The following is a 15,248-nucleotide window of genomic DNA, read 5'->3' on the forward strand; positions in this document are numbered from 1 at the left end:
TGTGTGATTTTACAAATCGCAGCGATTGTACTGAGTTATTTACTCGGTTCGATCAGCTTTAGTGTCCTCCTTGCCAAAGCGATACGGGGGATCGATATTCGTCAGCACGGAAGCGGAAACGCGGGAGCTACCAATACGTTGCGTATTTTGGGTAAAGGACCGGCAATTGCTGTTCTGTTACTTGATGTACTTAAGGGTGTTGCAGCTGTATGGATAGGAATCTGGCTGAGTGACGGATCTGTCTGGATTCCTGCACTCAGTGGTATAGCAGCCATTGCAGGACATAACTGGCCGCTTTACTTCCATTTTCGTGGAGGAAAAGGCATTGCCACAGCCATTGGTGTTCTGGTGAGTCTTGCTTTCCTACCTGCGTTATGTGCTGGGGTGATCGCCATTCTGTCTATTGTATTGACACGCTATGTTTCATTGGGGTCTCTGATTTTTGTAGCATTTACACCCATTTTTATCCTGGTATTACCCGGATATTCAATGAATATCTTCTGGGGGAGTCTGATTATTTGTCTGTTTGCGTTCTGGAGACATCGTACCAATATTGCGAAGCTCGCCAAAGGACAGGAAAATAAATTGGGATCGAAAAACCCTGGAGGGGGTAAACGAGTTGTCTAAAAAAGTTGCTGTTCTGGTCGCTGGAAGCTGGGGGACAGCTCTGGCCAGTGTACTCGCCGCCAATCAGTTGGATGTGATGATGTGGACACGTGGTGAAGACCAGGCTAACGAAATCAATAACAAGCACACCAATACTCGCTATCTTCCGGATGCGGAGCTTTCACCACGGATCCAAGCAACAACTGATATGGAAGCTGCGGTGGAAGGCGCTATAGCTGTGTTAATTGTTGCGCCTTCATCAGCCATGCGTGCAGTTACGAACCAGCTTAAGGCTTATTACAAGCCTGAGATGTTAGTCATTCATGCAACCAAAGGTTTTGAGACAGAAAGCCTCAAACGGATGTCCACAGTCATTTCAGAAGAGCTTGAATGTGAAGAAGGACGTGTGGTTGTTCTTTCTGGCCCAAGCCATGCGGAAGAAGTGGTGAAGCGTTGTCCAACGACAGTGGTTGTAGCTTCACTGGATAAGGCATCTGCCGAGTCTGCCCAAGCTTTGTTTATGAATGCCTATTTCCGGGTTTACACGAATCGGGACATGATTGGTGTTGAGCTTGCAGGCGCATTCAAAAATATCATTGCTCTTGGTGCAGGCATGTCCGATGGTCTTCAATTTGGTGATAATGCCAAAGCCGCTTTGCTAACACGAGGTCTGGCAGAGATCACACGTATTGGTGTTGAGATGGGAGCAAATCCGCTAACGTTTTCGGGACTTGCCGGCATCGGGGATCTGGTTGTAACGGCTACAAGTCAGCACAGTCGGAACTGGAGAGCAGGTTCCATGTTGGGTCAGGGACAGAAGTTGGATGATGTACTGAAGTCCATGGGCATGGTGGTAGAAGGCATTCGAACTACGCAAGCTGCCTATTTCATCTCACAAAAATACGGTGTGCAAATGCCAATTGCGGATCAGTTATATCACGTTTTATTCCAGGAGAGACAGCCGCGTGATGCGGTTGAAGCCTTGATGGGACGTGACCCGAAGACTGAAATGGAAGTCATGAAACTTGAAACCTGGGAGCAATGGCATTCCTGATTGTAATCAGCCTAAACGTACCTTGTGAAATAAGAAGCTTATTCACCTTTTCTGTAGCAGACTCATACTATACACATGAGTATTGCCGGAGGAGGGGAGACGAATGGGTAACAACATTTCCAAAGATGCACTGAATGCAATCAACAAGAAAACGGGTAAAACGATAACTGAAGGTGCCGTTAAGAAATTGGCAAGCACGGTGAAACCAACGACGATTCAGAATGAAGCTCAGTTGCGCCAATTGATCAAACAAGTATCCGCCATGGCGAAAGTTCCGGTATCTGAGGATACGGTTAAGGATATTGTGAGTGCGGTCAAGAAAAGCGGATTGAATCCGAGCAGTATGGAATCGTTAATGAAAATGATGATGAAAAAATAATAGATCACACCTGCATGTACAGGTGATCCAGTAAGACAAAAAGACGAGTCGGCTTCTGCCGGCTTGCTTTTTTGTCTTTTTTTTGGAAAGTTGAGCTGAATTTCGTGTTATAATGGTTGCAATTGTCACAGTGTCAGTGATGAATATCGGACTGAAGGGGAGACTGCTGGATTATGAGCGCAATGGACAAGATGTGGCTGTCATTGGTGGCCATCCTCATTATGGGATTATCTGTATTCCTGATTACGTTTGCTCGTGCCAAAACAAAAGGTATTGTACGGGGGATTCTTTCTCTAATTGCATTTTTGATTATGCTGATTGGCTTTTTCGGTGGAATCGCTTCTCTGACCTGATTTCCCATGCCTGAAAGATAACATCCGCATAAGCACATCATAAGAACTGACACAATGAACACGGATGAGGGGAGTGTGAGCCTATGGGGCCGCATGATACGGAGGGTCGGACAGAGCGTTATCCGGAATTACACGCGGCTTTGCTGGAAACGGCCAAAGCCTGGAACACACAGCCACAGACATGGTTACTTGGAGGAAGTTGTGGGTTGCTGCTTCAAGGGGTGGAGTTGCAACAAGCTCCAAGAGATATTGATATCTATGCGGATGTTGCTGCTGCTAAAGAACTTCACCTTAGCGCTCCGGGGGAAATGCTTGACGAGCCTACAGTGGACAAGACAGGACCGTATGCTTCTCTGCTGAGCCACTATCAGGTGGGTGAATGTGCGCTGGAATTGGTTGGTGGTTTCGAAATATGGGCTCGCAAAAGTTGGTACCGTATCGAGATTGAACATGTACTTGCTCCACATGCACCAGTAGCACAAGTAGGTTCATATACCCTGCGACTGATGCCGCTTGCGCATGAGCTGTTGTTTAATCTGCTGCGAGGTCGTGAAGATCGTTATGTACCCATTGCGACACAGATGCGTCAGCAACCACATGCACATCAACCTATAATGATGCTGTTAAGTCAACAGAATGTATGGACAGCCCGCTTCAGAGCCGAAGTGGAAGAGCTTGTTGGCTTTGCATGGCCCCAGTAGGTTGAGGGAGGAAAATGATGGAATATAAGATAACTTTTTTACCTATGAACAAATCGATAGCGCTCAAACCAGGGGCAACACTTCTGCATGCAGCACGACGTGCTGGAGTCAAGATTACGACCCGATGTGATGGTAAAGCGGCTTGCCTGATGTGCAAAGTGAACGTGGATGAAGAACATCGGGCGGAACTGTATCCACCAACAGATGCAGAAAAGCGCAAGCTGGGTTCACTGTTGGAAGCAGGTACACGACTGTCCTGTCAGGCCAAGGTGTGTGGATCTCTATCGGTTCATGTTCCAGAGGACCCGCTGAAGGCAGCCATTCGGAAACAACTGGAACGTCAACAACAGGAAGACGACTGGTTCTGAGCGTTATGAAATTGATTCTCTAATGAGTTATTCAAGGAGGACACGAATGATTAGGAACAAGCCAAATTGTGTTGAAAGAAGCAGACGGCAGCGTCTGAAACATCAGACGGGTGGTCTGCTGTTATTCCTGTTGTTTGCTTTTACAGCAAGTGGTTGTATGTATCCATCCCAGAGCAATTCGGACCCAAAGATAGCCTATCGGGAAAGCGTGAGCCGTATCCAGAGTGCGGTCGAGGCATTCCAGAAAGATGAGGGGATTCTGCCAATCATCAATGCAGATATGGAAACGCCAAAATATGAAAAGTTCAGAGTGGACCTGCCCAAGTTGAAACAACTGGGGTATCTGGATGAAATACCAGGGACTGCTTTTGAAAGTGGTGGGAGCGCTTACTTCCTTATTCAGGACGAAGAAGTGAATCCGACCATTAAAGTGATGGATCTTCTGACCGTACAGAAAGTAAACGATGTGCAACGATTGGTTAATCAATATAAGTCCGTACATAACAATAAGCTGCCAAGCGGGGAAGAACTGTATCCGGGGTTATATGCTGTGAATATGGAGCAGGCTGCACAGGCTGGCACACCTTCCATTACGCTGAATAGTGTATATTCAGGTCAGGCGTTACCTTTTATGATGGATGACGAAGGCAAAGTCTATGTAGATTATGCTTTTGACATCATGCAGGCAGTGGAAAAGTCTGACATGTCCCCAGCAGACACTGAAGATGTTCGCGATTTTCTGTTGGAACACTCCTACTTCGTACCCGTTAAATCGGTTCCCTATGCTTGGCAAAATAATGCGCCGATTGCCCAGCCCATAAAATAAGCATGGTTGCAATTCAAATGATTTAGGTGTAGGACCGCCATGGCTCTAATGGTTCAAAAAGAGATATTCCAAATAAGGGATATCTCTTTTTTCTTTTGTTAGTATCAGCAATAACCGTCATAAAAGCTTCACGGATCACATAAAGTAGATTGAAATAAAGACGCGCAGTCCGAGATCGGGGGATTCTCCTAATGTCATCACCATAAGATAAAAAAACAAAAATACGCGTCATATTGCCGCATACGGATACATAAGATGATACTAGTCCAATTGCATGTACGAGTTAACGCCGCTCTCGCCGGTTTCATCAGAATGCAACGTTCGGCGGCGGACGACTTCCGGGCACTCACAAAGGCGGCTCTACCGTTGCAGGGATTTCAGTCTTCTGATTGAAAAAACGAAGCGGATGCTCTTTAGCATTTTTCCTTCGGAGTAATTTAGGGAGGGGATTTCATTGGAGAAAGTGGACATTTTTAAGGACATAGCTGAGCGGACCGGAGGGGATATTTATCTCGGGGTTGTCGGCGCAGTCCGGACGGGAAAATCAACATTTATCAAACGATTCATGGAAACCATTGTATTGCCAAACATCACAAACGAGGCAGATCGTGGTCGAGCGGTGGATGAACTTCCACAGAGCGCAGCGGGTAAAACCATCATGACTACCGAACCGAAATTCGTACCAAATAACGCAGTCCAGATCAAGGTGGCAGAAGGGCTCGATGTCAATGTGCGCCTTGTGGATTGTGTAGGTTACGCGGTGGAAGGAGCCAAGGGATACGAGGATGAGAATGGTCCACGCATGATCTCCACGCCTTGGTTCGAGGAACCAATTCCATTCCAGGAAGCCGCCGAGATTGGTACTCGCAAAGTCATTCAGGAGCATTCTACACTGGGTGTTGTGGTAACAACAGATGGCACAATCGCCGAAATTGCCCGCAGCTCCTATGTGGAATCCGAAGAACGGGTCATTGCGGAATTGAAAGAAGTGGGTAAACCGTTTGTCCTGGTCATCAACTCCACTCGTCCTCGCAGTGAAGAAGCCCTGCAATTGCGTAGTGAGCTCGCTGCCAAATACGACATTCCGGTGATGACACTCAGTGCAGCCACGATGACGGAAGATGATGTGACGGGTGTACTTCGTGAAGTGCTCTATGAGTTCCCTGTGCATGAAGTGAATGTAAACTTGCCGAGCTGGGTTATGGTGCTCAACGAGACTCACTGGCTGCGTAGCAACTACGAAAATTCCGTACGGGATACCGTCAAGGATATTCGCAGACTTCGCGACGTGGATCGGGTTGTCGCTCAGTTCATGGAATATGAATTCATTGATCGCGCAGGCCTGAGTGGCATGAATATGGGGCAGGGTGTAGCCGAAATTGACCTGTACGCGCCGGATGAACTGTATGATCAGATTCTCGTGGAAGTGGTTGGCATCGAGATTCGCGGTAAGGATCATCTGCTGCAATTAATGCAGGAGTTCTCGCATGCGAAGAGAGAATATGACCGCTTCGCAGAAGCGCTGGAGATGGTCAAAACGACCGGATACGGCATTGCTGCTCCATCTCTTGCCGAGATGGCTCTGGATGAACCTGAGCTCATTCGTCAGGGCACCAAATTTGGCGTACGCTTGAAAGCAACGGCACCGTCCATTCACATGATCCGGGTTGATGTGGAATCGGAGTTCGCTCCAATCATTGGCACGGAGAAACAAAGTGAGGAACTGGTGAGATACCTGATGCAGGACTTCGAGAACGATCCGATCAAGGTATGGGATTCAGACATGTTTGGTCGTTCACTGCACTCCATCGTGCGAGAAGGTATCCAGGGCAAGATTGCCATGATGCCGGATAATGCAAGATACAAATTGCAAGAGACGCTGGGACGAATCATTAACGAAGGTTCGGGCGGCTTGATCGCCATCATTCTGTAAGACATCAAAAGACCGTAGGGGGTATCCCCTCGCGGTCTTTTTTGCGTGATTTCTTTATTTTGGATGAAATGGATAGGAAAAATAGTACTTTCGAAAAAACTTAGCGAGTTTTAGCTTTAAATTGCTAAAACCCATTTACATACTAGGGATTAGCCGGTATATTAATATTCAACTATTGTGATCGAGATCACAGAGAGTGGACAGGGGGAGACAGAGATGAAAAGAAAAGAGACAAAATGGGTATGGTTGAGTGTGTTATTAGTATTTACATTGGCGCTGTCCGCTTGCGGAATTAAAAAAGAACCGGCAGCAACTCCGGCTTCGGGTGCATCAGATGATACACCAAAAACGGAAGCAGTTACAGGCCCTCTAAGCGGCAAGCGGATTGCACTTATTATGGAGTTTAATACAGGTACTTTCTCGCAGCAATATGTACAGGGTGTAAAAGAAGAAATCGAAAAATTCGGTGGAGAACTGACAACGTTTGTTGCCGATAATGACAAAGCAAAGATGGTATCCTTGCTTGATAGCGCTATTAACCAGAAATTTGATGCCATTCTCACGGATCACGGTGATTCCCTATTAGAGCCAGGTGTGAAGAAGGCAGTAGAACTGAATATTCCAGTGGTCGTGTTTGACGCAGCTATCAGTGTTCCAGGAGCCACAGTCCTGTCGCAGGATGACCAGAAGATGGCTGAACTGACGCTGGAGCAAATGAAAAAAGATATCAATGGACAAGGTAATATTGTAAAGGTATGGGTAGCTGGTTTCGCACCGATGGAACGCCGTCAGATTGCATACGGTGAATTCATGAAAGCAAATCCGGACATCAAGGAAATAGCTACATTCGGTTCTGCACAGAACCCGGCGCTGGATACTCAAGCCAAAATGGAAGCTATTCTCAAGCAGTATCCAAAAGGTGAGATTACAGCTGTATGGACTGCATGGGATGAGTTCGCCAAAGGTGCAGCCCGTGCGATTCAACAAGCTGGACGTGATGAGATCAAAGTGTATGGTATTGATATGAGTGACGAGGATCTGCAAATGATTCAGGACCCGAAAAATCCTTGGGTAGCTTCTGCGGCTGTTGATCCAACGGATATTGGTCGCGTCCAAGTACGTTATGCTTATCAGAAACTGAACGGGGACGAGACCGAAGATGCAGTTGTTCTAAACCCGGTCTATGTTCAACGTGAAGCTCTGCCAGATAAACAAATCTCCACTTCGGAGCTGTCAGAGTTCGTTGAAGGTTGGGGTGGCAGCACACAAGGAATCAAGGACTGGATGAGCGAATACGGAATTACTGCTAAATAAGCAGCGTAACGGAAGCGCGCCGCAAGGCGCGCTTTTTCAAACATAATGAAGATATGTGTGGTCTGAAAAAAGGGATGCTCCCGGAAGGGAACGATTGGAGGTTAACATCATGAGCACTGCACCGATTCTGCTTCAAATGGAACATATCCACAAGCAGTTTTCAGGTATTCCTGCACTGAAGGATGTGGATTTCTCTGTAAAAGGCGGGGAAATTCACGCGCTGCTGGGTGCCAATGGTGCCGGTAAGAGCACGTTAATGAAAATTCTGTCTGGTGCCTATCCATTGGATCAGGGTACGATTCAATTGAGTGGACAAGCGCTTCACTTAAGTTCTCCGGGAGACGCGAAGGCAAGTGGGATTCACTGTGTCTATCAGGAAGTGGATGCTGCACTAGTGCCACAGCTGACGGCTGCGGAGAACATTATGTTGGATCAGTTGGCTTCATCTGCTGGAGGTTGGTGGAAAAGTCCACGAAAATTGCAACAGCGTGCGGTTGAGGCGTTGAAGCAATTAGGAGCAGACATATCTGTTCACCAAAAAGTGGCCGATCTGACACTTGCAGAGAAACAGATGATATTGCTGGCGCGGATTTTAATTCAGGATGCCAAGGTCATCATTTTTGATGAACCGACTGCACCGCTGAGCCAGGAAGAAACGGATGCATTTTTCAGGATTGTTCATCTCCTGAAGGATCGGGGCGTAGCCTGTATTTTCATTACCCATCGTCTTGCTGAAGTGACGGGTCACTGTGATCGCGTTACGGTTATGAGAGATGGGCAACACGTATTTACTGGTGAAGCAAAGGGACTTACGATCAACGATTTGGTTACACAGATGTTAGGTAAACCATTCGAAGAAGAATTTCCAAAGACGGAAGCACCCGTGGGGGAACTGCTGTTGGAGGCACGTGGGCTTCGTCGTGGAGTGAAGGTCAAAGGTGTTAACCTCTCTGTACGCCGAGGTGAAGTCCTCGCTGTGGTGGGTCTGGTAGGCGCGGGTAAAACGGAAAGCTCTCGTTTGCTGATTGGTGCAGATCGGCTGGAGGGAGGCGAGATCCGGCTTAACAACCGTAATCTCCGCCTGTCTCAGCCTGCGGATGCGGCGGCTCTGGGGATCGTTTCTGTACCGGAGGAGCGACGTAAACAGGGAATCCTGATCCAGGAGAACGTGGAACGGAATTTAAGTCTGCCTTTGCTAAGCCGTCTTAGTACATTAGGTTTCGTAAGTCGCAAGCGGGAACGTCTGAATGCAGAGTCATTGGTGAAACAGCTTGGGATTAAAACATCGTCCGTGAAACAGGAAGTGAAATATCTAAGCGGTGGTAATCAGCAGAAGGTTGCCATTGGTAAATGGCTAAATGCGGATGCGGATGTATTTATATTTGATGAGCCAACCAAAGGCGTAGATATTGGGGCAAAAAGTGACATTTTCCGCATCATCAATGAACTGGCTTTGGCGGACAAGGGTGTAATCTATTTCACCTGTGAACTGGACGAAGGCATGGGAATTGGCGACCGAATCGCTGTCATGTGCGAGGGTGTTATCGTAAAAGAGTTCAAACGAGGCGAGACTAACCAAGAACAGCTGCTATACTATGCAAGCGGTGGACAAGAGGTGCAATCATGAAGGATAAATCACTGGATTTTGCGTTCCGTTACGGGGCGATTATAGTCATAATAGGTGTTATCGCATTTTTCGGCATTAAATTGCCTTACTTCTTTACGTACAGTAACTTGACCGATATTTTGGGCTCGATCTCTATCGTTACGTTTGTAGCGATCGGTGTTACATTATCTCTCATTGTTGATGGATTTGATCTCTCGGTTGGGGCGACTGTCTCATTAACTACCGTCGTTACTGCTTCGTTAATGATTTGGTATCAACAACCACTGGCAATTGTAATTATTGTGCCACTAATCATTGGAGCTGTTATTGGTTTACTGAATGCTTTGCTCATTGTAAAATTGCGTATTCCGGATTTGCTCGCCACCCTTGCCACGATGTACATCATCGGAGGTATTCACAAAACGTATGCACAGGGATATACCATTTACAATCACATGCAGTTCCCTGATGGGAGTAAAGCTGCGGGAGAGATGGACCCGACATTCCTGCTTATAGGGCAGGGTAAATGGCTGGGTATGCCTATATCAGTTATCATGCTACTTATTGCGGTAATAGGTGTGCATATCTTTTTGACGTATACGAAATATGGTCGCCAGATGTACATTACAGGTGGTAATGAGGAAGCTGCACGGTTGTCTGGAATCAAGGTGAAAAAGGTGCGTACACTCGCCTATGTAGCCGCTGGAGTGTTTGCAGCAATCGGGGGTATCATCTATGCTTCCAAAGTAGGATCTGGTCAAATTGATGCGGGATCACCGTTGTTAATGGAATCCGTAGCTGCAGTATTTGTCGGTTTCTCTGTGTTTGGCGCGGGTAAACCAAATGTCATCGGAACCTTCATCGGTTCGGTTCTGATTGGTGTACTTGTGAACGGTTTAACAATGATGAACGTACAGTATTTCACACATGATATTGTAAAAGGTGGGGTTCTCGTGCTTGCCCTGGCGGTTACATTTTACGTCTTAAACCGCAACCGGACTTGAAATTGTGGGCTGTCTGTATTAGTATGAAATTTGTTCGGCGTCTGAAATGCCCGTGGTTTCAGACGACATTCTGCCGAAAATGACTGTTGACCGCAGGCGGAGATTTGTGTTCAGCGCTCAAGATGTACGTAGATTTTTTGCGTATGAACGTATATTTCGCTATAAAACGGAAACACAGTATAACATTCAGGACATTGATACAGGAGGTGAAAAACAAATGAACAAATCAGACTTGATTACACACGTATCTGAAGCGACTGAATTGTCCAAGAAAGATGTAACGAAAGCGGTTGATGCCGTATTCGAAGCAATCTCTGAGGCTCTTCAAAGCGGAGATAAAGTACAATTGGTTGGTTTTGGGAACTTCGAAGTTCGCGAGCGCTCTGCACGTAAAGGACGCAACCCGCAAACAGGTGAAGAAATCGAAATTCCTGCGAGCAAAATTCCTGCATTTAAACCAGGTAAAGCGCTCAAAGACGGAATTAAATAAGATTTCTACATATTCCATATGTCGACAAAAAGACCGTGACTTGTTCACGGCCTTTTCTTTTGCCCTTTAACGATGATTCTTGCGGCTATCCGAGTGCTCAGGATCCTCCGGTTGCCCGATATAAGCAACCAGAATCAGTTCTTCGCCCGCAGCTGCAGATAGATGCTGTTCGATTTCTTTTAACTGATGAATATGCTCGTCTGTAAGTGCGGCAGGGGTGTACTTCATGCAAATTCTCCTTTCTGTAGCTGTATAACTGTAGTATGACCCTAGGGTAGCCGATTCTTGCGGTTCATTCGTATAAGGCGCAGGTTGACAAATGAAACAATCTTAATCATCATTAACGCTATCGAACTAAAGAAGGGGACATGCGTGATGGATCATCCAACCGGCAATGATTATATTGTAATTAAGGCAGAGGAAAATGGTGTCCAGGTGATCGGATTAACCCGAGGTCAGGATACACGTTTTCACCACACCGAGAAATTGGACAAGGGTGAAGTGATGTTTGCCCAATTTACCACTCATACCTCAGCTATTAAAATCCGGGGCAAAGCCACGCTGATTACCAAGCATGGACAGATTGAATCGGAGTAATGGACAGATTGAATACATTCAAATGAAGATTGCAGGCATAGCCTGCTTTTTTTCATTGTACAATGAGGTATGAGCCTTTACCGGACAGACTACACTAACAGGTAAAGGCAGGGAGGCGTATATGAAACCGCGGATGATTGTTACTGCTTCAATGCTGGCAACGGTTGCGGCGGTCTTTCTGCTTGTTGCGATACAAACCTTACATATGCGTACATGGGGCGGGGACAACGTACAGCCTGCCTCTGCATCACATCATCCAGTTCAGCTAACGAATGACAATCTGGTTGATGTGCTAAGTTCCATGCAACTATCAACTCCCATTGCAAGAGTGGAATGGAAACAGTCCATTTTGACGTTGGACCTCAAAGTTAAAGGAACGGGTACAAGTTACACTGAAATCTATGAGAACATGGCAGCTGTGGCGGATCTGGGCTTTCGGAGTCTGGATAACGTGGATCAGGTGCTGCTACGTGTAATGGCAGAAGATGAATGGATGCATAAACGACATCTGTTGCTTGCTGCTGATATTCGGCGTGGAGAGTGGCCTCTGTATGCGATTGAAACATTACGGAACTGGAAAAGTGCGGCCTTTTCAGATGAATTGAAGGACTGGTTTCATTTGATGGAGACCGAACTCTGGAAGAAGCAATTCGAAATGACAAGTCAGGGGTAATAGAATAGCAGGATTCAGTGCGTGCCCGTTCAACATATGCTATAATATATAAGATTGTAGTGCAGAAATGGTTTAACAATGTTAAGGCTCGGAGGCTGAGAATGAATTCATATCGCGTACCCCAACTAGCAAAGAAATATACGGATTACGACATGATTCGACAACATACGGAAATCCCATCATTTCCGGATAGCCGGGCACGTCTGTTGCAGGTATTTGTGGGCCGCACAGACGAAAAGGTGCATCAAGAGTTATATGCTCTTGCAACTTCGCTCGTTCAGTTGGCCATGGATACGCATGATCGAATCGATACCATTTCCGGTGAGCGGAGAGAGCAGGAGATGCGTTCACGCCAGTTGAATGTACTCGCCGGGGATTATTTAAGTAGCCGTTTTTATCAATTGCTTGCCCAAGCGGGCAGAATTGAAATGATTGGCAAACTCAGTGGTGCTGTATCCGGAGTGAACGCACGCAAGATGACGCTGTATGAACGGATGAAGAAGCTTCTCGTTTCGGCTGATGAATACTTGCGTGAAACGGTACAGCTGAGGATGCAGCTGTTTCTTTCATTTACAGGCATGATTCAACATAACGAAGAGTCATTATGGAACAGCCTGTTGACCGAATTCAGCTCCTGCGAAACGATCGTGGAAGAACTGAAGCGGATGAATGACGCAAAACAATATCTTCACAGCTATGCATATTGGCACATATACGAGCATGGTAATGACGATGAGCGCAGTGTGCTACGTCAGTCTGAACCGGATGCACGTGCATGGAACGCTATGGTGCTGAAGCATAGGGTTGGCGAGGTTTTGCTGGACAAGCTTCGCGAGTGTACACACCGCATTCAACTGTTGTTGCAAGACGAGGAAGGGCGGATGGGCTTGCATGAGATACATGCAATTCTAGATCCTTACTTGGCATATTTGCAGCCTTCACATGCGGCAGTAAGGGAAGATTGAGGGGGAGACAGACGAATGGGGAGCGGAGAGACCAAACCGAAAGAAGAATATGTCCATTCGGTTTTTCAGAGTATAGCCGGAAAATATGATGTCATGAATGATATTCTAAGTTTCCGCAGGCATAAGGCTTGGCGTAAATTCACCATGAAAAAGATGAATATGTCCAAAGGCGATACCGGTCTTGATTTGTGTTGCGGCACATGTGACTGGACGCTTGCTATGGCAGAGGCAAGTGAAACGGGGCACATGCACGGACTTGATTTCAGCAGCAACATGCTGGAAGTTGGTCAGACAAAGATCAATGCGGTGCAACGTCAAAAGCAGATTACCCTGACACAGGGAAATGCCATGTCACTTCCTTATGAAGACAACTCATTTGATTATGTGACGATCGGGTTCGGGCTGCGTAATGTACCTGATCTCAGACAAGTGTTGTCTGAAATGAAACGTGTTGTCAAACCGGGCGGTATGGTTGTATGCCTGGAATTGTCCAAGCCAACATGGCAGCCGTTCAAAGGCATTTATTATTTTTATTTTGAGAAGGTTTTACCGAATCTTGCCAAAGTGTTTGCTAAAAGTTTTGAGCAGTACAAATGGCTGCCGGACTCACTGGCCATTTTTCCGGGAAGGCAGGAACTGGCAGATATTTTTGCAGAAACTGGATTACAACAAGTGCAGGCCTACCCTCTGACCGGAGGTATAGCGGCACTGCATATTGGAACCAAGGAGAATCAGCATGTTTAGGAAAATTCGCATCTTTTTAGAAATGATCAAGATTGAACACACGCTTTTTGCTTTACCTTTTGCATTTATGGGGGCCATTCTCGGCTCCATGGTAGTAAATGATACCTTCCCAAGCTGGATGCAGATCATGTGGGTATTGCTTGCGATGGTCGGCGCACGTAGTGCAGCTTTTGGTTTGAACCGAATTATTGACCAAGCGATTGATGGCAAAAATCCGCGTACCGCGATGAGAGCCATCCCGGCAGGACTGTTGAAAAATGGGGAAGTTGTTATATTTGTCATTATCTCATTTATATTGTTATTCTGGGCCTCATCCAATCTTAATGTATTATCCATGCAGCTGTTGCCTATTGCTGTGTTTATGTTGGTACTGTATTCGTACACCAAACGATTCACATGGTTATGCCACGTCGTTCTCGGAATGACGATTGGTTTGGCACCACTTGGTGGCTGGGTAGCTGTAACAGGAACGATGGATTGGACAGCGATTGTGCTGTACGTTACGATTGTGTTCTGGACAGCTGGCTTTGATATTATCTATGCATGTCAGGATCTGGAATTCGATCAGGGAGAGGGTCTTCACTCCATACCTTCCCGTTTTGGCCTGGTTAAATCCTTGCAGATCGCCAAGTTCTTCCATGTGATTACTGCAATTGGTTTTCTTGCGTTATTGTTGATGACAGATCTGAGCTGGTGGTATGGCGCAGGCATGTTGGTGACGTATGGAATTCTGTTCTATCAACACTATATCGTATCGCCTAATGATATGAGCCGTGTTCAAACGGCGTTTTTTACCATGAACAGTTTGCTTAGTATAATCGTATTTACGTTCACTCTTATTGATCTGGCGGTGAAATAAATGGTGCAGCAGCCGGACAATAAACGACTGGTTGTCGGAATTACCGGAGCGAGTGGCAGCATATATGGCATTCGATTAATTGAAACGCTGCTTGATTTGGAATATAACGTTCATCTGGTCATATCCAATGCAGGGTGGCGTGTACTGAAAGAAGAATTGGACTGGGATGTGACGAATCGGGACGCGGTGCTGGAAGAAAAATTCGGCAACCGTGCCGGTTCTCTGATCTATCATCCTGTGAGTGATATAGGGGCCTCCATTGCAAGTGGTTCTTATCTGGCCGACGGCATGATTATCATGCCATGTTCTATGGGAACTCTTTCGTCCATCGCGCAGGGATCGTCGGATAATCTGATGTCTCGCGCAGCCGATGTTATGATGAAAGAGGGAAGAACATTGATCCTCGTACCACGTGAGACGCCTCTTCATGCAATCCATCTGGAAAACATGCTGAAGCTTTCTCGTCTTGGTGTACGAATGATACCGGCTATGCCTGCTTTTTATTACAAACCTCAAACTATGGATGAGTTGATTCTATTTTTGGTGGGGAAAGTGCTGGATAGCTTGCGCATCCCACATCAACTGTTTACAAGATGGGGAGAACCGGATGAACGGGGATAACGACTGAGTTCGATACAAGGCTGTTTTTTGCCAAAGTGTTGCTCGGTTTATTTGTCCCCCGAATCCCGGGGTATTGGTGAGTGCTGATGGTGAGTCTTCATGAACCACAGTCTTGACCCATGCTCCGGCAACTTCTGTATTTTGTTTCAGAACAA

The 15,248-nt window shown here is 46.5% G+C and carries 19 protein-coding genes; 18 read left to right on the forward strand and 1 reads right to left on the reverse strand.

All coding sequences use genetic code 11. The features are described from left to right. Positions 1-3: 3 nt before the first annotated feature. The 12 genes from plsY (at position 4) to MHI14_RS11535 (ending at position 10,634) form a co-directional block, all read left to right on the forward strand. The gene (gene plsY, locus MHI14_RS11480) at positions 4-627 is read left to right on the forward strand and encodes a glycerol-3-phosphate 1-O-acyltransferase PlsY (protein ID WP_237174694.1); all 624 of its coding nucleotides are present in this window, start codon (positions 4-6) and stop codon (positions 625-627) included. Next, complete coding sequence (locus tag MHI14_RS11485) at positions 620-1,660, forward strand: NAD(P)H-dependent glycerol-3-phosphate dehydrogenase (protein WP_036607707.1); 1,041 nt, start codon at positions 620-622, stop codon at positions 1,658-1,660. The genes plsY and MHI14_RS11485 overlap by 8 nt, the downstream gene beginning before the upstream one ends. A gap of 103 nt (positions 1,661-1,763) precedes the next feature. Further along, entirely contained in the window at positions 1,764-2,039 is a 276-nt protein-coding gene (locus MHI14_RS11490; RefSeq protein ID WP_017687687.1) for a stage VI sporulation protein F, read from the forward strand. A gap of 173 nt (positions 2,040-2,212) precedes the next feature. Then, positions 2,213-2,392: a DUF2768 family protein gene (locus tag MHI14_RS11495; RefSeq protein WP_017687688.1), complete on the forward strand. Its 180-nt coding sequence runs from the start codon at positions 2,213-2,215 to the stop codon at positions 2,390-2,392. A gap of 83 nt (positions 2,393-2,475) precedes the next feature. Beyond that, complete coding sequence (locus tag MHI14_RS11500) at positions 2,476-3,093, forward strand: hypothetical protein (RefSeq protein ID WP_340963137.1); 618 nt, start codon at positions 2,476-2,478, stop codon at positions 3,091-3,093. Positions 3,094-3,110: 17 nt separating this feature from the next. After that, positions 3,111-3,461, forward strand: a complete 351-nt coding sequence (locus MHI14_RS11505; RefSeq protein WP_341130322.1) for a 2Fe-2S iron-sulfur cluster-binding protein — start codon at positions 3,111-3,113, stop codon at positions 3,459-3,461. A gap of 46 nt (positions 3,462-3,507) precedes the next feature. Further along, positions 3,508-4,287: a hypothetical protein gene (locus tag MHI14_RS11510; protein ID WP_341130323.1), complete on the forward strand. Its 780-nt coding sequence runs from the start codon at positions 3,508-3,510 to the stop codon at positions 4,285-4,287. A 454-nt stretch (positions 4,288-4,741) separates the two neighbouring features. Then, positions 4,742-6,220: a stage IV sporulation protein A gene (gene spoIVA / locus MHI14_RS11515; protein WP_036607700.1), complete on the forward strand. Its 1,479-nt coding sequence runs from the start codon at positions 4,742-4,744 to the stop codon at positions 6,218-6,220. A 216-nt stretch (positions 6,221-6,436) separates the two neighbouring features. Next, entirely contained in the window at positions 6,437-7,534 is a 1,098-nt protein-coding gene (locus MHI14_RS11520; protein ID WP_133385344.1) for a sugar ABC transporter substrate-binding protein, read from the forward strand. 109 nt (positions 7,535-7,643) lie between these two features. Beyond that, positions 7,644-9,161, forward strand: a complete 1,518-nt coding sequence (locus MHI14_RS11525) for a sugar ABC transporter ATP-binding protein (RefSeq protein ID WP_341130324.1) — start codon at positions 7,644-7,646, stop codon at positions 9,159-9,161. Further along, a complete protein-coding gene (locus MHI14_RS11530) occupies positions 9,158-10,144 on the forward strand; it encodes an ABC transporter permease (RefSeq protein ID WP_017687695.1) in 987 nt (328 codons plus the stop codon). The genes MHI14_RS11525 and MHI14_RS11530 overlap by 4 nt, the downstream gene beginning before the upstream one ends. Positions 10,145-10,361: 217 nt before the next feature. After that, positions 10,362-10,634 carry an HU family DNA-binding protein gene (locus tag MHI14_RS11535; protein WP_024630670.1) on the forward strand — a complete coding sequence of 91 codons (273 nt, stop codon included), beginning with the start codon at positions 10,362-10,364 and terminating at the stop codon, positions 10,632-10,634. A 66-nt stretch (positions 10,635-10,700) separates the two neighbouring features. Here MHI14_RS11535 and MHI14_RS11540 read toward each other — a convergent pair whose 3' ends face one another. Then, positions 10,701-10,862: a hypothetical protein gene (locus MHI14_RS11540; RefSeq protein WP_165980214.1), complete on the reverse strand. Its 162-nt coding sequence runs from the start codon at positions 10,860-10,862 to the stop codon at positions 10,701-10,703. Between the two features lie 147 nt (positions 10,863-11,009). Between MHI14_RS11540 and mtrB the strand changes: the two genes are divergently transcribed. The 6 genes from mtrB to MHI14_RS11570 all read left to right on the forward strand — a co-directional run bounded on the left by mtrB (position 11,010) and on the right by MHI14_RS11570 (position 15,093). Then, complete coding sequence (gene mtrB, locus MHI14_RS11545) at positions 11,010-11,231, forward strand: trp RNA-binding attenuation protein MtrB (protein WP_017687697.1); 222 nt, start codon at positions 11,010-11,012, stop codon at positions 11,229-11,231. 121 nt (positions 11,232-11,352) lie between these two features. Next, the gene (locus MHI14_RS11550) at positions 11,353-11,904 is read left to right on the forward strand and encodes a hypothetical protein (RefSeq protein WP_076209915.1); all 552 of its coding nucleotides are present in this window, start codon (positions 11,353-11,355) and stop codon (positions 11,902-11,904) included. Positions 11,905-12,005: 101 nt separating this feature from the next. Beyond that, positions 12,006-12,869, forward strand: coding sequence for a heptaprenyl diphosphate synthase component 1 (locus tag MHI14_RS11555; RefSeq protein ID WP_091028932.1), 864 nt, complete (start codon positions 12,006-12,008; stop codon positions 12,867-12,869). A gap of 15 nt (positions 12,870-12,884) precedes the next feature. Next, positions 12,885-13,613 (forward strand): demethylmenaquinone methyltransferase, encoded by a 729-nt coding sequence (locus MHI14_RS11560; protein WP_017687700.1) that lies wholly within the window; start codon positions 12,885-12,887, stop codon positions 13,611-13,613. Continuing rightward, on the forward strand, positions 13,606-14,472 hold the full coding sequence (locus MHI14_RS11565; protein ID WP_091028934.1) for a UbiA-like polyprenyltransferase: 867 nt from the start codon (positions 13,606-13,608) through the stop codon (positions 14,470-14,472). The genes MHI14_RS11560 and MHI14_RS11565 overlap by 8 nt, the downstream gene beginning before the upstream one ends. Then, on the forward strand, positions 14,473-15,093 hold the full coding sequence (locus MHI14_RS11570; RefSeq protein WP_017687702.1) for a UbiX family flavin prenyltransferase: 621 nt from the start codon (positions 14,473-14,475) through the stop codon (positions 15,091-15,093). The last annotated feature ends 155 nt before the right edge of the window (positions 15,094-15,248 follow it).

Origin of the sequence: Paenibacillus sp. FSL K6-2393 (genome assembly GCF_038002545.1) — a bacterium.
In the GTDB taxonomy this organism is placed as follows: Bacteria; Bacillota; Bacilli; order Paenibacillales; family Paenibacillaceae; genus Paenibacillus.

What these genes read in the sequence shown, in the direction of transcription:
- MHI14_RS11490 (WP_017687687.1), top strand. Translation starts at nt 1,764, where the DNA reads ATGGGTAACAACATTTCCAAAGATGCACTGAATGCAATCAACAAGAAA.
- MHI14_RS11495 (WP_017687688.1), top strand. Translation starts at nt 2,213, where the DNA reads ATGAGCGCAATGGACAAGATGTGGCTGTCATTGGTGGCCATCCTCATT.
- MHI14_RS11500 (WP_340963137.1), top strand. Translation starts at nt 2,476, where the DNA reads ATGGGGCCGCATGATACGGAGGGTCGGACAGAGCGTTATCCGGAATTA.
- MHI14_RS11505 (WP_341130322.1), top strand. Translation starts at nt 3,111, where the DNA reads ATGGAATATAAGATAACTTTTTTACCTATGAACAAATCGATAGCGCTC.
- MHI14_RS11510 (WP_341130323.1), top strand. Translation starts at nt 3,508, where the DNA reads ATGATTAGGAACAAGCCAAATTGTGTTGAAAGAAGCAGACGGCAGCGT.
- MHI14_RS11520 (WP_133385344.1), top strand. Translation starts at nt 6,437, where the DNA reads ATGAAAAGAAAAGAGACAAAATGGGTATGGTTGAGTGTGTTATTAGTA.
- MHI14_RS11525 (WP_341130324.1), top strand. Translation starts at nt 7,644, where the DNA reads ATGAGCACTGCACCGATTCTGCTTCAAATGGAACATATCCACAAGCAG.
- MHI14_RS11530 (WP_017687695.1), top strand. Translation starts at nt 9,158, where the DNA reads ATGAAGGATAAATCACTGGATTTTGCGTTCCGTTACGGGGCGATTATA.
- MHI14_RS11535 (WP_024630670.1), top strand. Translation starts at nt 10,362, where the DNA reads ATGAACAAATCAGACTTGATTACACACGTATCTGAAGCGACTGAATTG.
- MHI14_RS11540 (WP_165980214.1), bottom strand. Translation starts at nt 10,862, where the DNA reads ATGAAGTACACCCCTGCCGCACTTACAGACGAGCATATTCATCAGTTA.
- mtrB (WP_017687697.1), top strand. Translation starts at nt 11,010, where the DNA reads ATGGATCATCCAACCGGCAATGATTATATTGTAATTAAGGCAGAGGAA.
- MHI14_RS11550 (WP_076209915.1), top strand. Translation starts at nt 11,353, where the DNA reads ATGAAACCGCGGATGATTGTTACTGCTTCAATGCTGGCAACGGTTGCG.
- MHI14_RS11555 (WP_091028932.1), top strand. Translation starts at nt 12,006, where the DNA reads ATGAATTCATATCGCGTACCCCAACTAGCAAAGAAATATACGGATTAC.
- MHI14_RS11560 (WP_017687700.1), top strand. Translation starts at nt 12,885, where the DNA reads ATGGGGAGCGGAGAGACCAAACCGAAAGAAGAATATGTCCATTCGGTT.
- MHI14_RS11565 (WP_091028934.1), top strand. Translation starts at nt 13,606, where the DNA reads ATGTTTAGGAAAATTCGCATCTTTTTAGAAATGATCAAGATTGAACAC.
- MHI14_RS11570 (WP_017687702.1), top strand. Translation starts at nt 14,473, where the DNA reads ATGGTGCAGCAGCCGGACAATAAACGACTGGTTGTCGGAATTACCGGA.